The following is a 15,858-nucleotide window of genomic DNA, read 5'->3' on the forward strand; positions in this document are numbered from 1 at the left end:
ACGCATGCTCATGAACCACGCCTTTGCTCTCGGCGCGCTGCTCGCCGGTTCAATCATCTCCAACGCGGTCTGCGCCGAACCGCCCGAGACCTACACCGACGCGCTCGGAATCCGCTTCCGACTGATTCCAGCTGGCGATTTCCAGATGGGCTGCGATACGACCCGCTATCGCTGCGACGAGACCGAGCTTCCTGCCCATCGGGTCACCTTCGCCGAGCCCTTCTATCTCGGGGAGACCGAGGTCACGCAGCGTCAGTGGACGGCCGTCATGGGCGAGAATCCCGCCTATTTCAAACATCCAGACAACCCGGTCGAGCAGGTGTCCTGGGAAGACGCACAGGCGTTCGTGGACGCGCTCAATAAGCGCCCGGAACTCGGAGGCGGCTATCGCCTGCCGAGCGAGGCCGAATGGGAATATGCCACGCGAGCCGGAAGCCAAACCGACTACTGGTTCGGCGATAACGATCAGGATCTCGGGCACTATTTCTGGTATCTCGACTCATCGCACGAGCACCCCCACCCCGTCGCCCAGAAACCGGTCAACCCCTGGGGACTCTACGACGTGCACGGCAACGTCTGGGAATGGGTCGCCGATTGCGTCCATCCGAACTATGTCGGCGCACCGACCGACGGCAGCGTCTGGAGCCAGGACTGCCAGCGCATGGCCAATGGCACGCCCTTGCGTATGGCGCGCGGCGGAGCCTGGTTCCTCTATCCCGAAGGTGCCCGCTCGGCACTCCGCTTCCGCTATGCCCCCAACGTGCGCCACTATGGCTTCGGGCTACGCCTGGCCCGATCCGTCGAAGCCAAACGATGAAGACCTACCTCGACTGCTACGCCTGTTTTCTCCGACAGGCCCTCAGCGCCGCTCGACGCGCCGACGCCTCGCCAGAGCAGCAGCACCGCATCCTGATCCAGACCATGGATCACCTGCGATCGCTGCCAGCAACCGCGACACCGCCCGAGATGGCCGAGACCATCCATCGACTGGCTCGCGAGGAGACCGGGAACCCCGACCCCTACCGCGCCGCCAAGCAGGACGCGACCCGGCAGGCGCTGGATCTGCTACCGCACCTGCGCGATCTGGTCCGCGCCTCTGCCGATCCGCTGGAGACCGCCGTGCGTATTGCCATCGCCGGCAATATCATCGACCAGGGCGTCGCCGAGTCCTTCGAACTGGAGTCGACCCTGGAGCGCGTGCTCACGCAACCATTCGGCATCGGCGGACTCGCCGAGCTGCGCGCGGCGCTGACCACAGCCGACACCATCCTCTATCTGGGTGACAACGCAGGCGAAACCGTCTTCGACCGCGTCCTGATCGAACACCTCGCCAAACCGGTGACCTATGTCGTCAAGGGCGCGCCGATCATCAACGATGCCACACGCGAAGACGCCATCGCCGCCGGCCTGGATCAGGTCGCCGAGCTCATCGACAACGGCTCCGAGGCACCCGGAACCCTGCTCGAGCGCTGCTCCGACGCCTTCCGCGCACGCTTCGAGCGCGCGAGACTCATCATCGCCAAGGGCCAGGCCAACTACGAAACGCTCAGCGAATCGCCCGCGCCCATCTTCTTCCTGCTACAGGCCAAATGCAGCGTGATCGCGAGCGACATGGGAATGCACACCGGGGATATCGTGCTGCTACCCAATCTCGCGCATCGCCGCTAAGGTCGTCTCCATATCCGACTCGCTGCCGATGCTGATGCGTAATCCGTGCGCGAGCAGCGGATCGCTGAAATGACGCACCAGGATCTTACGCTCGAACAGCGCCTGATAGACCCGCCCGCCGTCGCGGTCCGGCGGCGACGCAAACACGAAGTTACCCTGGGAATCGATGACCCTGTAGCCGATGGCACGCAGCTCGGCCGTGAACCGCTCGCGAGTGGCGCGGATACGCGCCAGCGTCTGGCGCAGATAGTCCTGATCCCGTAACGCGGCGGTTGCGGCGACCAGTGCCAGGCGGTCCAGGTGATAGTGATCGCGGATCTTGTCCAGCGCGGCGATCACCCAAGGCCGCGCGACGGCGAGTCCCAGCCGCATCCCGGCCAGTGCATAGCTCTTCGAGAAGGTCCGGGTCACGATCAGGTTCTCGTGCTCGCGCACCAGATCCAGGACATCCCCGTCGGCGAAATCGGCATAGGCCTCGTCGACCACCAGCATCCCCGCACAGCGCTTGGCGAACGCGGCGATCCATTCCCTGGAAAAGGCGAAGCCGAGCGGCGCGTTCGGGCTGGTGAGGAAGAAGAGCTTGCCCTCGTAGCGCTCGGGGAAGTCGGCCAGCTCGAAGTCCTCGGTCAGACCGAAGGTGCGCACCCGCGCGCCCTGGATCTCGGCCAGGGTCGAGTAGTAGGAATAGGAGGGATGGACATAGCCGATCTCCTCGCCCTCCCCCGCGAAGGCCCGGATGAGATTGTTCAGCAGCTCGTCCGAACCATTGGCGCTGATCACCCAGTCCGGGCTCACGCCGAACAGCTCGGCCGCCGCTGCCCGCATCTCCCGGCTGGCGGCATCCGGGTACTTGCGCAGACTGCCACCGTCTGCGCCGACCTCGGCCCGAATCGCCTCGGCGACCTTGGGTGACGGCGGATAAGGATTTTCGTTGGTGTTGAGCTTGATCCAGGCCGACTCATCGGCTGGCTGGAAACCGGGGACATAGCCGTTCATCTCGGCGATGTTGTTACGTAAGGGATTCATCCGTCTTGCGCGAGAAACCCCGCCGTTCAGGGCGGGGAGGGATAGCGCACCGTGCGCAGCACGGTTAGGCCGCCTGTCTCGCTTCCTCCTTTGGTGTTGGGTTGAATGAATAGCCATAGCCATCGGCGCGTTGCAGCGTTCGGCAATAACGGTAAGAGAGGCCTTGCACGACAGCGCCAGCGGTTTGGATGTTGAAGCTGCCGGTGGCGCGAATGGCCACGCGCCCAACATAGGTTCCAGCCTTCTTGCCGGTCGGCACGCAGGCGATCACGCGGTCGCCGGTCTGGAAACCGTGGACGCGCTTCTGACGCATCAGGACACCACGCGGAAAGCCGAAGCGATCCAGGCGGGTGCGTTGGTAACTGCCGCGCCCGGTGGCCTTGATCGCCAGCGTTGGGCACTGCCAGCCATGCAGAGCATCGACCTGACCGACGCAGGCGGCATCGAGCGCGTGGGTCTTGGGCACGCCCAGGCGCATGCGGTTGAACTTGGTGCATCCGCCCGAGCCGGTCTCGACCGGGAGTCCCGTGGCCTTGAGCGACTCGAACAGTGCCCAGCGGGTCGCGTTGACGGCGGCCGCATCGCGCAGCGGTGCACTGACGTGCGCCTGAATGCGCTTGAGTCGGTCCGGCTTGTTAGCGAGAAAGACCGTGACCGGGCGATTGCCTTTCTTTTGGTTGCAGGGCGCGCAGGCCAGCGTCAAGTTACTGATCCGGTTTGAGCCGCCCATTGACTTGGGCTGGATATGTTCGATCTGCAGTGGAATGTCCTTCGCGCCGCAGTAGGCGCAGGTGCGGCGCCATTTTTCGAGCAGGTACTCCCGGACCTCGTACCCGGCCAGCGTTCCCTGTTGGTATTCCAAACCGGAAATCTCGGGGTTCTGCATCGCCTGCATATCGAAGCGCACCCGCTCCTGACTGATCGCGGTGATCGGAGCCAGGCGGCGGAGGCGCTCGACCCAGGTGACGGTCGTCTCGACGCGATGACGCAGACTCGGCGCGAGCCAACCGCACGGCTTGGTGCGGTTGTCGAAGCGCGGGGCGCGATGACGCAGGTTGGCGGTGCGACGACGCCGACGCATGGCGCTTCGCGCCGTCAATGCCTCGCGAATCTGGTGTCCGCGATGGGTCAGTTCGCCGAGCCAGACGACGTGCGCCGTACGCGTGACCTCGCCCGTCTCAGGATCGACGATCTCCTCCTCGCGCACCAGGGCGAGCCCGGTGGTCTTGCTGCCGGGATCGAGCTTGATCCGCAGCGGTTGGGTCGCCCCGCCGACGCGATCCTTGAGGCGGATGGTGAACGGCGCCAGGCGCACCACCACGGCACGCTCACGCTTCAGCAGCAACCGCGCGCGCTTCTCCGAGCAGGGCATCAGCGGGCGTTTTTTCTTGTCCAGCACAAACACGGCCATCAAAACCTCCAAAAAGCCCTTACGGGCCTGGTGACGGAGCCTTGCGGCTCGCTCCCCTCGGGAATGTCTACAACCCGCTCCTGCCTCGCAGCAGCGATCAGAACCTTCGGCGCTTTGCCTTTCGCCAGCATGATCCCGACCTTCCAGAGCGGCGAACTGAGGAAGCATTCGCCGGTGGGTCTTAACGACGTGTTGTAAACGGAGCGGGTTGGGTACCGCTTTCCCTGGTCAACCTGGCTCTTCACACGCTCCGCCCTTCAGGGCGGGGTAGTTGACTGGACAGGCACTTCTCGGCAGAAAGCCCGGACGCTCAAGACCGCCGCGACATGCTGCGGCACGCTCCGGGCATGAAGGCGAAATCATCGCACAGGATGGGCGGCAAAGTTTCCTTGGTTTTGTCGCCCGAAGGCGGGGTAAGCTCGGGCCGGCAACGTTCGAGACCAAGTACTGGCGCAAGCATGCGAAATCTTAGAGCATCTCGATACCCTGGATGGACGGACCGTCGATAATTGTGGATTCTTCGCCATTGATGATCTCCACAGCCTGACCGAGGAGCAGCTCTATGACCGGATGCTTCAGGAGTTTCCCGACTGGCTGCGGGACGCGCGAGCCAAAGGCATCATCCGCTGACCCGGATGGTGTGAGCGCATCTTTGCCAACCCATCGCAGCACGCCTCGGCCATGAATCGGCCTCGACGGAGCACACGCTTGCCCGAGCTTCGCCGTCGGCTCGCCAAAGAACTGGATCCGATGCTGCGGGACAAGACCGGCCTCTCCCGAACGAACCGGTTCATCTGCGCCCTGATCCTCGCATCATTGCTGATGACGATCCTGCGCACCGAGATCACGATCTACGCCGGCCGTGAGGACCTGTTCTTGATCGTCGATCTCGTGCTCACGGGCTTGCTCGCCATCGAATACGGATTGCGCGTGTGGGTATGCACGGAGAATCCGGCCTATCGATCGCGCCTTGCCTTCGTCCTGACGCCGTCGGCACTGATCGATCTGCTCGCGGTGCTGCTCATCCTCTTCAGCCCCATCGGCAACCAAGGATTCTTGTTGCGACTGGCCAGACTCGCGCGCATTCTGCGACTCGCGAAACTGGGCCGCTTTTCATTGGCGTTCCATTCGGTCACACAGGCCGTTGGGCGACGTGCGTACGAGCTGTGGCTCAGCCTGGCCTTCTCCGCGACCCTTCTGCTGGTCTCGTCGGCGTTTCTCTATTTGATCGAAGGCGGCATTCAGCCCGAGGCATTCGGTAGCATTCCACGCGCAATGTGGTGGTCGGTGGCCACACTCACCACGGTGGGCTATGGCGACGTGTATCCGGTGACGGCTGCCGGACGGTTGTTTGGCGCTCTAACGGCGATCATTGGAATCGGCTTGATCGCCATGCCGACGGGCATTCTCGCAAGCGCCTTCAGTGAGGCGTTTCAGGAGCGCTGCCGACACAACACCGCTGGGACGGACGATCCTATGCATCCGCCCGCCGAGCAGTCGCGTACAACAGAGTAGAAAAGAGCGTGATGGCGTTGCGCTTCGCTCGAAGCGCTGTCGAGGTCGATGCCGTCACCCCGAGCGGCCGGTTTGGGCGACGCGCTCGGAGCGAGGACGATCATCGCTGGCCTACCACTTCTTGTAGGGTAAGAATTTGCCCGACATGGTGACCTTGACGCGATCGCCCTTGGGATCCTCGACCTTGTCGACATCCAGCGTGAAGTCGATGGCGCTCATGATGCCGTCGCCGAACTTCTCGTGGATGATCGCCTTCAGCGGCATCCCGTAGACCTGCATGATCTCGTAGAAGCGGTAGATCAGCGGATCGGTCGGGACGACCGGCCCCAGCCCCTTGAGCGGATACTCGGTGAGCGCCTGGGTCAGCGCGTCGTTCAAGTCCAGGGCCTTGGCCAGCGTCTTGGCCTCATCCTCGGACGCACTCGCCTGACCGTAGAACAACGCGGCGATCCAGACTTCGTCACGACCCAGAAGGGTCTCCAGATCCGCGAAGCTCAGGCCTTTCTTCCGCTTCGCCGCCAACAAGAGGTCGGTCGTCTCGTTCGCCGTCATCACCTATCTCCGTGCTCTCGGTTTGAAAGGGTGCGAGGACAGGTATCCCTCGCACAGTCGAAGTCTCGTCGTTGGTCAGTCATCGCGGCTGTTCGATGCTACGCTGCTGCGATCACGCTCGTCCTCCTCGGACACCATATCCTCGACATCTGCGGTGATCTGGGTCCAGGTCCCCGGCAACGCTAGGTCGTCGCTGCCGAGTTCGCCATCGATCACCGGCGTAATCAGGCTATAGGCGACGCGCCAACGGGTCGTGCCGACCTGGATCGCAGCGGACTTGGGATTGAGCTTGATCACCTGACCGAATTGCTCGCATCCGGAGCGGTCCTTGAAGGCCACGCGATCGCCGACCTTCAGCGTGTTGCGATCCAGAGGACGACGCTTCTCTGCGGCAATCTCAACGTCCTGTCCGTCGAGATTGATGAGATAGAAGGGGATGGTCCAGTATTTGCCGTCCTCGAGGTTCTGTATCGACGCGCGGGTGCGGTTGATCTTCACCAGACGTGCATCGATCAGACGGTTCTCCTCCGCGTTGAACCAGCTCACCGTCTGGCCGACACGCAGCGCCCGCTTTACCGCACGGATGCGCTCCGGGGCGTCGAGTTGGTTGCGAATAGCAGCGTCGAGCCGATAGAGCTCGAACAGGCTGGCTTGGTTCAGTGCCTCCAGGATCTCGGTGTAGTTCATTGATGAGAGCCAGAATGTTGATGTCGAAAGGGCTGGAATGCCACCTGGCAGTCGTGCTCGACCACACGGGTCTCGAGAACGGAATGGATCTGTTGGGCGTCGGACGGCAACATTATGCCCTCCGAGAATTCTGAATTCATATCGATCAGCGAAAAGTCTTGCGCTCCAGACCGTACTTGTTCATGCGCAACCCCAGCACCCGGCGCGTGAGCCCGAGCCGGTTGGCGGCCTCAGTGGTATTGCCACGAGACGCCTTGAGCACGTCGACGATCATCTCGTACTCGACGGCGTTGAGCTTGGCCTCCAACGAGCCGATGGCCGAGGTCTCCGAGACGACCGGGGTCTGCAAGGAAGGCGGCAGATTGTAGGCATGAATGACGCCGTCCTCCGCGAGGAGGATGGCACGCTCGATCACGTTCTCCAACTCGCGCACGTTTCCCGGCCAATCGTAGCAGCGCAGCATGTTGATGGCCGAGGTCGAGATGCGCGTGACCTCGATGCCCATCTCCCGTGAAAATCGGGTCACGAAATGATCGGCCAAGGCGATGATGTCGTTCCCTCGGTCGCGCAACGGCGGAATGGTGATGGGGAAGACGTTCAGCCGGTAATAGAGATCCTCGCGGAAGGTGCCCTGCTCCACCATCGCGGCCAGGTCGCGATTGGTGGCGGCTAGAATGCGGATGTCGACCTGGATCGGCGTATTCCCTCCCACCCGCTCGAAGGCGCGCTCCTGCAGCACGCGCAGCAGCTTGGCCTGCATCGAAGGGGACAGCTCACCGATCTCGTCGATGAAAATGGTACCGCCACTGGCATCCTCGAAGCGGCCCTTGCGCTGCGCCGTGGCGCCAGTGAACGCGCCCTTCTCGTGACCAAACAGCTCGCTCTCGATCACGCTTTCGGGCAGGGCGGCGCAATTGAATTTGACGAATGGACCGGACGCATTGGGTCCATGGTAATGGACGGCGCTCGCGACCAGCTCCTTGCCGACCCCACTCTCGCCGAGGATCAGTACCGTGGTCTTGGAACGGCTCACCTTCTCGATCAGATCGTAGACCTCCTGCATCGCTTTGGAGCCGCCGATGATGTTGGAGGGCTTGAACTTGGCCTTGAGCTGACCGCGCAAACGGCGGTTCTCCGCTTCGAGCGCGACCCGCTGGACGTTTTCGATCAGATAGAGCTCGACCGCCTGGGCCACGGCGGCGGCCAGAATGGTAAGGATGCGGCCGTCCATCTCCAGCAAGCGACGATTGTCGTAGACGCGCTCGGCACTGATGGTGCCCATGATCTTACGTCCGCGCCGAATGGGGACACAGAGGAAAGACAGATCGGTCGTGGCGATATCGCCATGACTTCCGGTGCGGTTGAGGAAATCGGGCTCGTCGGCAATGCGCGGTATCACCATCGCGCGGCCGGTCTCGACCACCCGTCCGGTGATCCCTTCGCCGAGCAGATAGACCCCGCGCGAAACCTCGTCCTCGCTCAGTCCGAAACTCTCGTGGATGAAAATCTTACCGGAGTCGCGGTCGTAGAGGCTCACCACCCCGCACACCAGCTTCATGTGCCGTTTCATCAAACGCAGCAGGATACGAATGATCGAGGACAGATCGCCGGCCTCGGTGACCGTGCGGCTCATCTCATGGAGCAGCGGCAACAACTGTGCACGGCATTCGCCGAGACCGCACTCGCAGGCATGGGGCGTCGCCAGGTCGATGGAATCGACGGGGGAAGGAGAATCACCCTGGCGCCGTGTCGGGGAAATCTCGGAGGCCCGGCGTGCCTCTCGATCCTCGACGGAGGCCAGTGGATGTCGAATCGTCATACCGAATAGTCAACTCGCGGAAGATGCGCCGAGCAGTGCTCGTCTGCTCGTGGAACGGGCTCGGCGATAGGTGGGAGCAGATGCCCGACCCCGGTTCCAGAGCACTGAGGATCCCGGCATCCGTCATCGCTATATATACTCGCATATAACGATAGGCAAGTAACGGGCTGACCCAAGGATGAGGATGAGGGAAAAATCACATGGCAACCGGACCGAGATATGCCAGATCCAGCTCGCCTCGACGCAACGCCTCGCCGGTCGCCACATAGTTGTGTCCGACCACCAGTTCGACCGGCCGACGCAATCCGCGCTCCAGACTGATGACCTCCTCAGGTGGCCCGGCCTGGATTCCGGTCTGCACCCAATCGGCAAAGGACTGTGGCTGCTCGATATCCTGCTCTTCGTCCTCTTCAGCACGCTCTACGCCACGCGCTGGACCCTGTTCGGACAGGAGGCCAGGCGGATCTTCAGCCATAGCCTGATCGGCACCATCCCCGTGGGTCTGGCTGCTGCCCGTGGTCGCAGCGGAGGGGCGGTGCTGGATCTGGCGTTCTTCTCCAGCCTGGGCACGGTGCTGGTCGCGGCGCTGGCGCTCATGTGGTCGGTGGTCGCCGCGCGCACCCTGCACGGCGGCTGGCAAGGCAGCCTATTCGTCTCACCTTGCATCGCGGCCGCCAACTGACAGGCGGTACGATCGCCGTTCTGATGGCCGCGCGGGTCGGCGCACTCACGATAAGAGGCAGATGCTGCCTCGCGTCGCGTATGGAAACGATTGCTTGCACTTCACGACCGTTGCGGGAGGTTCCACATCGGCAAATTCTCTGTTGGAGAGAGTGAGAGCGAACGCCCGCCCAGGGCCGACGGCTCACCCCCTCCTTGCCCGTCGCTCTGCTCCGGGCCGTCGGGGGTGCGCCGTTGGCCCCCGCCCACCTGCCCGAGGGTCAACCTCCGGCAAGACGCAGGCCGATGAAGTCGAAGCGGCTGTCCGGCGCGCTGCGGCGGCGATACGCCGAGCGCAGGAGGCGCCCGCCGACGCTCCACGAACCGCCGCGCAGCACGCGGGAGGCGCCATCCGCCGGCCCATTAGGATCGAGCACTGGTCCGGCCGGATAGTCTCCGAACCAGTCCGCGCACCACTCCCAGACATTACCGTGCATCTGGTACAGGCCCCAGGGATTGGGTGCGAAGCTCTGCACCGGTAGCGTCCGTTCATAGTTGCCGTCATAGTTGGCCTGCTCCGTGTCCAGCGCATCGCCGAAGCTGAACGCGGTTCGCGTCCCGGCGCGGCAGGCGTATTCCCACTCGGCCTCGGTCGGCAACCGCAGCACCAGGCTGTCGTCGCGCAGCCGGTTGACGCGGGCCAGGAAATCCTGGCAGCGGTCCCAGGACACCTGCTCCACCGGATGCTCGGGATCCTCCCGGAAGCGAGCGGGATTGTCCCCTATCACCGCCTGCCACAACGCCTGGGTGCAGGCGGTCTCGGCCAGCCAGAAGCCGCAGGTCAAGGCCACCTCATGCTGGGCTTCGTTGTCCCCACGCTCCGGCTCGTCCGGCGGCGAACCCATCAGGAAACGTCCTGGCGGACACCAGCGCATGACCTGGCGCACCCCGGCGATCTCACACGCCTGCCAGAGGCCATAGACGTCCTCGCCCCAGGCGATCGCCCAGTCGGCCGGGAACAGCGGGGGGCTAGGGTCGAAGAGCATGGCCGGCTCGCATGGAATGATGAGGCCGACGCGACATCCACAGCCAGGGGCAAAAGAAGCGGCCCAACGGCAGGGTCTCGACCATCGGTCTACTGCCGCGCCGCGGGCCTTGGGTTTGTCCACCCGCGCGGTGCGGGCGAAACCGGACCGGACGCTGGTTTGTCGACCCTTCGGCAGTCGGCAAGGCTCCGGCAAGACGCAGGCCGATGTTGTCGTTGCGGTTGTCCGGCGCGTTGTGGTTGCGATACGCCGAGCGCAGGTTGCGCCCGTTGTTGTTCCACGAACCGCCGCGCAGCACGCGGCCCCGCCTGGTTTGCGTCCGGCCCGCAGCAAGCATGGCAGATCGCAGGTGCAGTGTCACAAGCGTCGCGTCAGACATCGATCACCTCGGACCGGGTCAAGCAGCGTCGGCGCCAGGGGGGATCGTCCGCCGGCAGCAGGATGGCGCGCACCGCGTCATAAGCGCGTTGCAGATGCAGCGCATCGATCTCACCGGCGCGCCAGCGCTGCTCCCAAACGTGCAGCGCGGCCCGATAGCGAAGCCGCCGACGCTGGCTGGGACGCAGCCAATGCGGGTGAATCCGAACCCCGCAGAAGAGGAAACCGCGCTCGCAACGCTGGATCAAAGGCGGTTTGATGGTCAGCGCAAGCCGCTCGCTCAGGTAGGCCGCAAAGGCCGAGCGCAGCGCCAGCAAAGGCGTCTTCTCGGCCGCGAAGAGCAGATAGTCGTCCATGTAGCGGACATGGGCACCGATCCCGGGCTGTGCCAGGCACCAGCGGTCGGCATCGTTCAGGTAGTGATTGGCGAAGTGCTGGGAAGTCAGTGCGCCGATCGGCAGGCCCAGACCCTGATTCCCCTGGTGCGCGTCGATCACGGCATCCACCAGCCGTAACCCATCGCTGCGGAAGCGGCGTCGGAGCTGCCCGCGCAGGATCTCGTGATCGATGGCCGGGAAGTAGTGGGCGATGTCCAGGTGCATCACCCAGCCGAAACGGCGCGCGTCACGCTGCGCCGCGAGCACCGCCGCCTGCGCCCCCTTGCCGGGCCGGCAGGCATAGACGCTCGGCAGCAGCACGCGCTCGAAGACCGGCTCCATGAAGCGGACCAGGGCATGATGCGCAACGCGGTCAAGAAAGTCGGCGGCATGGATCACACGACGCTTGGGGTCGCGAATCACGAAGGCGCTGAAGGTGCCCACCGGCAGGCGGCCGGCGCGCAGTGCGATGCAGACTCGGGCGATGGTCGCCTCTGGCCGGGCCAGCGCGGAAACCACCTCGGGCGTCTGGCGCTTGCCGCGAGCGGCGCGGTGCAGGGCCTGGGCAACGTTGTGCCAGTCACCAATCGCGGCCAGCGCAAGGGGCTTGATCCTAGCCATCGGCCGGTTCGCGCAACGCCGCCAGGAAGGCATCGGCGTACTGGGCCAGGCGCTTGTCCCCGACCCCTTCGATGCCGGCCAGCGCCTCCCGCGACGGACTGGGCAATTGCGCCATCGCCGCGATCTGCTCGTTGGTGAAGATGGCGAAGGGCGGTGTGCCCTGTTCCTCGGCCAGACGGTTACGCAACGTCCTGAGCCGGGCGTAGACGGCGAAGACCTCCGGGCTCAGCACCTCACGGTAGTCGACGCTGCCGCGCTTCGGCGTCTTGCCCGAGATCGTGCCCGGTAGCGCGCCAGGCTCGACCAGGGCGATGCAGAAGGACAAATAGCTGTTGGCACCGTCCGCGATCAGCTCCCGATCCACCGACAGGACCGGGTGAGCGGCCAGAAAGGCGTTGAGCCGCTCGCTGTCGGCTGCGGGATCGATGCAGCGGACGGTGAAGAAGTGGTAGCGCATGGATAGCTCGCTCTGAATTGCCCTAGCCTGAAGCGTCATTTTAGGGTGCCTAACCCTTGTCGCCACTGCGTAAACGCCGCAGCCAGTCGCGGAGCAGACCGGTTTTGGGGCGCTGCTCCGGATGCCGAGACGCCGGAGCACTGGCCCCGCCTGCGCCTTGACCACCGACCGGCCGATCGCTCCGCTCTCGGCCGTCGGCGTTCATGGCGCCGGCGCCGGCCTGACTTGCCTGCCGGTCGACACCTCCGGCAAGACGCAGGCCGAGGCTGAGGTCGCGGCGGTAGCCCGGCGCGTAGTGGGCGCGACACGCCGAGCGCAGGTGGCGCCCGTTGAGGAACCACGAACCGCCGCGCAGCACGCGGGAGGAGCCATCCGCCGGTCCGGTGGGATCCGACACCGGCCCGGCCGGATAGTCTCCGTACCAATCCGCGCACCACTCCCAGACATTGCCGTGCATCTGGTACAGGCCCCAAGGGTTGGACCTGAAGGTCTGCACCGCCAGCGTACTCATACGACCCTCGCCCTTGGGTCCGTCGTGGTAGGGGAAGTTGCCGTCGTAATTGGCCAGTTCCGTATCCAGCGCGTCGCCAAAACTGAAGGCGGTGCGGGTGCCGGCGCGGCAGGCGTATTCCCATTGGGCCTCGGTGGGTAGCGCGGGCTCGAGGCCCGTCACCATGCTAGCCAGCTTGGCGACGAAGCGCTGACAGTCGTCCCAACTGACCTGTTCCACCGGCAGATCGTCGCCCTTGAAGCGGCTTGGGTTGTTGCCCATCACCGCACGCCACAGGGCCTGGTGTACCGCAGTCTCACCGAGCCAGAAGCCGTCGGTCAGCGTCACTTCATGCTGAGTCTCGTTGTCTCGGCGCTCCGGCTCGCTCGGCGGCGAGCCCATCAGGAAGCGGCCCGCCGAGATCCAGCGCAGCCGATAGGACACACCACTCACCTCGAGCCGCGCCCAGAGGCCGAAGCCATCGGCGCCGATCTCGGCGGCCCAGGGCCAGGGATTCCGCTCCACCTGCCAGGCGCCGACGGGCCGGCCCGGCGCGGCGGGCTGCCAGCGCAAGATGGCGTTGTCGGCATGGGCGGTGAACAGGCTCCGGCCGTCGCTCCAGACACGCTCGGCCCAGCGTGGACGCGTGGTGGTCGCGAGGCGCCAGCGGTGGCCGCGATCGATGATCGTCAGGGTGCGCTGGCCAGCCAGCGGCGCGCCATCGACGAGCCGGCCGGTCTCCAGGCTGTAGGCGCGCGGGCCGATGGGCAGAAGTCCGTCGCTGCCTGGCTGCAATTGGAGATCAGCACCGCGCTGGACCAGGGCGTGGGTCGGCGCCTCGGCATCGGCCAGCCCGGCATCGGCGACCGTGCCGAGACCGACGAAACGCCGCAACTGGTCCGCGTCATGCTGGACGAACAGCCAGCGCGGATCCCGGATCTCGTCGAGCACCGGCAGCATGCTGGCGAGCTGGGCACGCGCCATGCTGCTCGGCCCGTCCAGCCCGGCGGCGACCTCCCTGGCCTGCTCGACCAGTGCGCGATACTCCTCCGGCACACCGGGGTCGAGCAGGCTCGACTGCAGGCGCTCAATGGCCTGGGCGCCGGCATCCAGTCCACGGCGCCAGTCCTCGATGACCCGTCGCACCGGCGCGTGCCCGGGCAATCCGGCAAACGCATGGAGCCAGACCGCCAGCCGATCCGGGTCCAGCCAGAGGTGGAAGGCGTCGTGAAGCACATCCGGAGCGTTGTAGGCACGCAGCTCGGTGTGCAGGTCCGCGCCGGGGATCGCGCGGCGCAGGTGGCGCAGCCGCGCCGGGGTCGGCAGCCAGGTCTGCGACAGTGCCGCGAGCAGGGTGTCGCGGAGCGGATCGGCGGCATCGCGGTCGGTGCGACCCTGCGCCGGGTCCAGCGGGGCGGCCGGCAGCGCGGTCTGGCGCAGCGGGCACATCGGCACCAACAACAGCGGATGGCCGGCGGCGCCTAGACGGGTGAGCAGGCGCTGCCAGTCAGGGTCGATTTCGGCGCTGTCGAGCGCCCCGAAGGCGCCGATCAGGACCACCAGCGCGCACTCTGGGATGGCGTCGAGGTTGGCGTCGATGCCGAGCGCGGCCGATGGCCGTTCTGCCACCGCTGCCACCTCGCCCGGCGATGCGAGCCAAGGTCCCTCCGGTCCGGCCGGTAGAAGGAAGGTCTGCAAGTCGCCGCCGAGCAAGGCCGCGAGGGTGCGCTTGGCGAGCCGCATGTCGTCCCACACCGGGCGCAGCGCGGCGGGACGATCGAGGACGAGGGTCACCGAGCGATTGAATCCCCGTCTGGACAGGCGCGGCAGATCGCGCAGGGGTTCGGCACGCGCCAGGCGGCGCAGACTGGCGCGCAGGTCGATGGCCCGGCCAGGCCGTCGGGAGGACGGCAAACGGTCCCAGAGGTTCTGCCATTCACCGGCATTCAGCAGCGGCGGGATGCGGGGATCCGGTGGCGGAGCTGGCTCGGGTACGGCCTCGGATCCGGATCCGGCCCGTGCCGGATCATCCTGCCGATCCGCCGCGGTCTCACCGGTCAACGGCTCGCAGCCGACCAGGTACCAGTAGACCGGCGCCGGCCGCGCCAGATAGCGCACCGGGGCACTGGTGCCCACCGGGGCAGCCGAGGGCGACGGCGCCGAGACGGCACCTGTCTCGCTGACCTCGTGACTGTCCCAGCCGAGCAGACGCGCGATCGGGGCCGGCGGCACGCTCGGGGCTTTGGCCAGCACCCGCAGCAGATCGGCGCGCGACAGTTCGCTCGGCATCCGGGGCGGCATCGGGGTCAGCCGGCGTGGCTCTTCTTGAAATAGACCGCCAGCCGCTCCAGCCACTCGAGCTGGCCCTCGGCATCGGCGGCGACCTCGCGCAGCGCGCGCAGCAGGTCCAGGTACTCGGCCAGGCCGGTGCGCGCGGTGGCGGCGCAGGCGGCGCGATCGGCCAGGATCTGCTCGGCGGCGGTCGCCAGCACGCGCGGATCCAGGTCCGAGAAGTGGGTCTCGCCACGGTCGACGAAGTGGCCGAACAGATCCTCCGGCAGCGGCATGCGCAACACCACGCAGCGTCGCAGCAAGGCCGGCGGCAACTGGCGGGTGTCGTTGCTGGTGAGCACCACCAGCGGCGGCGGATGCGTCGTCGAACTCACGGTCAGACCCAGCGGCGGCACCGCGAACTGACCGTTGCCGAGCACCTCCAGCAGACCATTAGCGAGCGCGATGTCGGCCTTGTCGATCTCGTCGATCAGCAGCACGCTGCCGCTCGCCTTGGACCAGGCAGGGTCGATGTCGGACGGCGGATTGAAGTTGTGGCGGCAGCGGCCGGACTGTTCCTCCGCGCTTGCCCAGTCCAGCGCCCACCAGAGTGCGCCTGGGCCGACGTAGTTCCGCACCTCACGTACCCTGTCCCGCTCGCCGAGCTGAGCGTCGGCCAGCCGGGCGGTGTGGTCCATGGCCCACAGCAGTTCCTGGTATTCGCTGTCCGGCTGCACCACGAAGGCCAGGAAGGGCCGCCCGAGCAGATACGCGGCGACGCGGGCGAGCTGACTCTTGCCGACGCCCGGCTCGCCGCGCACCAGCAGCGGCCGGCCAGCTGCCACGGCGGCGATGATGGCGTGGGCCGAGGACGCGTCGA

16 protein-coding genes are annotated in these 15,858 nt (G+C 65.7%); 5 read left to right on the forward strand and 11 right to left on the reverse strand.

The genetic code is table 11. From position 1 onward, the window contains the following. Positions 1–4: 4 nt before the first annotated feature. Positions 5–817 carry a formylglycine-generating enzyme family protein gene (locus THIDRDRAFT_RS12490; protein ID WP_007041216.1) on the forward strand — a complete coding sequence of 271 codons (813 nt, stop codon included), beginning with the start codon at positions 5–7 and terminating at the stop codon, positions 815–817. Next, the gene (locus tag THIDRDRAFT_RS12495; RefSeq protein ID WP_007041217.1) at positions 814–1,668 is read left to right on the forward strand and encodes a damage-control phosphatase ARMT1 family protein; all 855 of its coding nucleotides are present in this window, start codon (positions 814–816) and stop codon (positions 1,666–1,668) included. Before THIDRDRAFT_RS12490 ends, THIDRDRAFT_RS12495 begins: the two co-directional genes overlap by 4 nt. Here THIDRDRAFT_RS12495 and hisC read toward each other — a convergent pair. After that, the gene (hisC, locus tag THIDRDRAFT_RS12500; RefSeq protein ID WP_007041218.1) at positions 1,642–2,694 is read right to left on the reverse strand and encodes a histidinol-phosphate transaminase; all 1,053 of its coding nucleotides are present in this window, start codon (positions 2,692–2,694) and stop codon (positions 1,642–1,644) included. The two genes, THIDRDRAFT_RS12495 and hisC, sit on opposite strands and share 27 nt — an antisense overlap. A gap of 64 nt (positions 2,695–2,758) precedes the next feature. Next, the gene (gene iscB / locus THIDRDRAFT_RS12505) at positions 2,759–4,105 is read right to left on the reverse strand and encodes an RNA-guided endonuclease IscB (protein ID WP_007041219.1); all 1,347 of its coding nucleotides are present in this window, start codon (positions 4,103–4,105) and stop codon (positions 2,759–2,761) included. Positions 4,106–4,570: 465 nt separating this feature from the next. On the opposite strand from iscB, the gene THIDRDRAFT_RS24600 reads away from it, so the two are divergent. Further along, a complete protein-coding gene (locus THIDRDRAFT_RS24600; protein WP_281054765.1) occupies positions 4,571–4,735 on the forward strand; it encodes a VWA domain-containing protein in 165 nt (54 codons plus the stop codon). A gap of 78 nt (positions 4,736–4,813) precedes the next feature. Further along, a complete protein-coding gene (locus THIDRDRAFT_RS12520; protein ID WP_007041220.1) occupies positions 4,814–5,620 on the forward strand; it encodes an ion transporter in 807 nt (268 codons plus the stop codon). Positions 5,621–5,731: 111 nt separating this feature from the next. Here the strand turns inward: THIDRDRAFT_RS12520 and cynS are convergent, their stop codons facing one another. The 3 genes from cynS to THIDRDRAFT_RS12535 form a co-directional block, all read right to left on the reverse strand. Further along, complete coding sequence (gene cynS, locus THIDRDRAFT_RS12525) at positions 5,732–6,172, reverse strand: cyanase (protein ID WP_007041221.1); 441 nt, start codon at positions 6,170–6,172, stop codon at positions 5,732–5,734. Positions 6,173–6,247: 75 nt separating this feature from the next. Next, positions 6,248–6,859, reverse strand: coding sequence for a hypothetical protein (locus tag THIDRDRAFT_RS12530; protein WP_007041222.1), 612 nt, complete (start codon positions 6,857–6,859; stop codon positions 6,248–6,250). Between the two features lie 145 nt (positions 6,860–7,004). Further along, on the reverse strand, positions 7,005–8,678 hold the full coding sequence (locus tag THIDRDRAFT_RS12535; RefSeq protein WP_007041224.1) for a sigma-54-dependent Fis family transcriptional regulator: 1,674 nt from the start codon (positions 8,676–8,678) through the stop codon (positions 7,005–7,007). Between the two features lie 184 nt (positions 8,679–8,862). Between THIDRDRAFT_RS12535 and THIDRDRAFT_RS25610 the strand changes: the two genes are divergently transcribed. Next, the gene (locus THIDRDRAFT_RS25610; RefSeq protein ID WP_007041225.1) at positions 8,863–9,360 is read left to right on the forward strand and encodes an SLAC1 family transporter; all 498 of its coding nucleotides are present in this window, start codon (positions 8,863–8,865) and stop codon (positions 9,358–9,360) included. A gap of 259 nt (positions 9,361–9,619) precedes the next feature. Here THIDRDRAFT_RS25610 and THIDRDRAFT_RS12550 read toward each other — a convergent pair whose 3' ends face one another. The 6 genes from THIDRDRAFT_RS12550 to THIDRDRAFT_RS12575 form a co-directional block, all read right to left on the reverse strand. Then, positions 9,620–10,384: a formylglycine-generating enzyme family protein gene (locus THIDRDRAFT_RS12550; RefSeq protein WP_007041226.1), complete on the reverse strand. Its 765-nt coding sequence runs from the start codon at positions 10,382–10,384 to the stop codon at positions 9,620–9,622. After that, on the reverse strand, positions 10,368–10,763 hold the full coding sequence (locus THIDRDRAFT_RS26515) for an SUMF1/EgtB/PvdO family nonheme iron enzyme (protein ID WP_007041227.1): 396 nt from the start codon (positions 10,761–10,763) through the stop codon (positions 10,368–10,370). The genes THIDRDRAFT_RS12550 and THIDRDRAFT_RS26515 overlap by 17 nt, the downstream gene beginning before the upstream one ends. Continuing rightward, positions 10,756–11,760, reverse strand: coding sequence for an RNA-directed DNA polymerase (locus THIDRDRAFT_RS23845; RefSeq protein ID WP_007041228.1), 1,005 nt, complete (start codon positions 11,758–11,760; stop codon positions 10,756–10,758). The genes THIDRDRAFT_RS26515 and THIDRDRAFT_RS23845 overlap by 8 nt, the downstream gene beginning before the upstream one ends. Further along, positions 11,753–12,217 (reverse strand): HRDC domain-containing protein, encoded by a 465-nt coding sequence (locus THIDRDRAFT_RS12565; protein WP_007041229.1) that lies wholly within the window; start codon positions 12,215–12,217, stop codon positions 11,753–11,755. The genes THIDRDRAFT_RS23845 and THIDRDRAFT_RS12565 overlap by 8 nt, the downstream gene beginning before the upstream one ends. Positions 12,218–12,266: 49 nt before the next feature. Next, positions 12,267–14,996, reverse strand: a complete 2,730-nt coding sequence (locus tag THIDRDRAFT_RS26755) for a formylglycine-generating enzyme family protein (RefSeq protein WP_245535840.1) — start codon at positions 14,994–14,996, stop codon at positions 12,267–12,269. 17 nt (positions 14,997–15,013) lie between these two features. After that, the coding region (locus THIDRDRAFT_RS12575) for an AAA family ATPase (RefSeq protein ID WP_007041231.1) at positions 15,014–15,858 on the reverse strand (845 nt) is incomplete at its 5' end.

Source organism: Thiorhodococcus drewsii AZ1, from assembly GCF_000224065.1.
GTDB classification, from domain to species: Bacteria; Pseudomonadota; Gammaproteobacteria; order Chromatiales; family Chromatiaceae; genus Imhoffiella; species Imhoffiella drewsii.